This window comes from Aureimonas glaciei (genome assembly GCF_014643375.1).
GTDB lineage: Bacteria > Pseudomonadota > Alphaproteobacteria > Rhizobiales > Rhizobiaceae > Plantimonas > Plantimonas glaciei.
This window is the reverse complement of sequence record NZ_BMJJ01000028.1, coordinates 1-2,602: the sequence shown is the minus strand read 5'-3', so window position 1 is coordinate 2,602 and position 2,602 is coordinate 1. Positions and strand designations below refer to the sequence as shown.

At 64.8% G+C, this 2,602-nt stretch carries 2 protein-coding genes; both read left to right on the top strand.

The window, feature by feature from the left end:
• Nucleotides 1-112: 112 nt before the first annotated feature.
• Nucleotides 113-1,612, top strand: a complete 1,500-nt coding sequence (istA, locus tag IEX88_RS26585; protein WP_188855503.1) for an IS21 family transposase — start codon at nt 113-115, stop codon at nt 1,610-1,612.
• Entirely contained in the window at nt 1,609-2,478 is an 870-nt protein-coding gene (istB, locus tag IEX88_RS26580; protein WP_188855502.1) for an IS21-like element helper ATPase IstB, read from the top strand. The genes istA and istB overlap by 4 nt, the downstream gene beginning before the upstream one ends.
• The last annotated feature ends 124 nt before the right edge of the window (nt 2,479-2,602 follow it).

Below are 2,602 nucleotides of genomic sequence, written 5' to 3'. Positions count from 1 at the left end.
TGTGCACGGCGGTGACAAACCAGGCCACAGGAGCGCCGGCATAACGCCGAGTGCGGCGGAGTAAAATCCGGCCAGTGGTTAGGCTGTTCTCTTTTGCAGAGGGCGGCCGGGAATGTTTGCCGTGGAAGTCTACGCCGCCGTTCGGCACTTCGTGATGATCGAGCGCAACAGCCAGCGCGATGCGGCTCGGGTGTTTGGTTTGAGCCGCGAGACGATCTCGAAGATGTGCCGGTTCTCACTGCCGCCGGGCTACACGCGCACGAAGCCGGTGGCCAAGCCGAAGCTGGGAACGCTGGTGCCGGTGATCGATGCAATCCTAGCGGCGGACGGAGCGGCGCCGGTGAAGCAGCGTCACACGGCCAAGCGGATCTTCGAGCGGCTGCGTGATGAGCACGGCTATGCCGGCGGCTACACGGTGGTGAAGGACCATGTGCGGATCGCCCGGGGGCGCCTGCGCGAGACCTTCGTCCCGCTGGCGCATCCACCGGGTCATGCCCAGGTCGACTTCGGCGAGGCCGTGGGCATGATCGGCGGCATCCGGCAGAAGATCCATTTCTTCTGCATGGACGTTCCGCAGTCGGATGCGCCGTTCGTGAAGGCCTTCCCGCGGGAGACGACGGAAGCCTTCCTCGACGGGCACGTGTCGGCCTTCGCCTTCTTCGGCGGCGTGCCGCTGTCGATCCTCTACGACAACACCACGATCGCGGTGGCCAAGATCTGCGGCGACGGCAAGCGCGAGCGCACCCGGGCCTTCACCGAACTTCAAAGCCATTACCTGTTCCGGGATCGCTTCGGGCGACCGGGCAAGGGGAACGACAAGGGCAAGGTCGAAGGGCTGGTGAAGTATGCCCGGTCGAACTTCATGACGCCGATCCCGCAGGCGGCGAGCTTCGACGATCTAAACGCCATGCTGGCAGATCGCTGCCGGCAACGGCAGGGCGAGATCGCCGGACGCCACAGCGAGACGATCAGGGAGCGCCTCGTCGCCGACCTTGCTACTTTCCGAGACCTGCCCGCGGTGGCGCTGGAGCCCTGCGAGAAGCGGGCAGCACGGGTCTCGTCCACGGCTCTGGTTCGCTATCGCTGCAACGACTACTCGGTGCCGACGGCGTTCGGCTTCCGCGATGTTCTGGTCAAAGGCTTCGTCGACGAGGTGGTGATCTTGTGCGCCGGCGAGGAGATCGCCCGACACCGACGCTCCTATGCCAGCGGCGTCTTTGTCTTCGACCCGCTGCATTACCTGATGCTGATCGAGATGAAGCCGAACGCCCTCGACCAGGCCGCGCCGTTGCAGGGCTGGGATCTGCCCGAGACATTCCAGCATCTGCGTCATCTTCTCGAGGCCCGCATGGGCAACCGGGGGAAGCGGGAGTTCATCCAGGTCTTGCGGCTGATGGAGGCGATGCCGATGGAGATTGTGGCAGGTGCCGTGAGCGAAGCAATCCGGCTCGGCGCGATCGGGTTCGACGCGATCAAGCTGATCGCCCTGTCGCGGATCGAGCGACGGCCCCTGCGGCTTGACCTTGCACGCTATCCACATCTGCCGAAGATGGAGGTGAGGACGACTGCCGCCGCCGACTATGCCGTTCTGGTCGCCGAGCAAGCGGCATGAGCGGCAAGACAGGGCCGGACGCGATGCCGACGGGAACCACGAGCGGCACGCCGCAGGTTCTGCTGGCCCATCACCTCAAGCAGTTGAAGCTGCCGACCGTTCTGCGGGAGTACGACAAGGTCGCACGCGAATGCGCCCGAGAGGGCGTCGACCATCCCCGTTATCTGCTGCGTCTCATCGAGCTGGAGCTGATCGACCGGGAGCGCCGTACGATCGAGCGGCGGATTAAAGCGGCCCGGTTCCCGGCGGTCAAAAGCCTAGACACGTTCGACTTCACCGCGATCCCCAGCCTCAACAAGATGCTGGTGCTCGAGTTGGCGCGGTGCGAGTTCATCCTGCGCCGGGAGAATGTCATCGCGCTCGGCAACTCGGGCACCGGCAAGAGCCATGTGGCATTGGCGCTTGGATTGGCCGCTTGCCAGAAGGGCTTCACCGTCGCGTTCACGACCGCGGCGGCGCTCGTCCATCAGCTCATGGAAGCCCGAGACGAGCGCCGCCTTCTGAAGCAGCAGCGCGAACTCCAGGCAGTGAAGCTCCTGATCGTCGACGAGCTCGGCTACGTGCCCCTGTCGCCGACCGGCGCCGAGCTCCTGTTCGAGGTGTTCTCGCAGCGTTACGAACGCGGCTCGACCATCATCACGTCCAATCTCCCTTTCGAAGACTGGACGAGCGTCCTGGGGTCCGAGCGACTAACGGGCGCGTTGCTCGATCGCTTGACGCATCACGTCCATATCCTGACGATGAATGGCGACAGCTACCGCCTGAAGCAATCCGCCGGACGACGGCGCGCTGCCGCCAGGGCGGAGCAAAACCAGGCCAGCGCCGAAACCGTCGACTCCCGGACCGGCGAGATCACTGACCCCTGATCCTCAAAGCATCCCCACGACACAGGAAAGGGCCCGATCGGGCCCTTTCCTGTGTCGTGCCCTCTCGGACGCGTGGCCTGGTTTTACTCCGCCACACTGGCCTGGAATTGCTCCGCCGTTGACA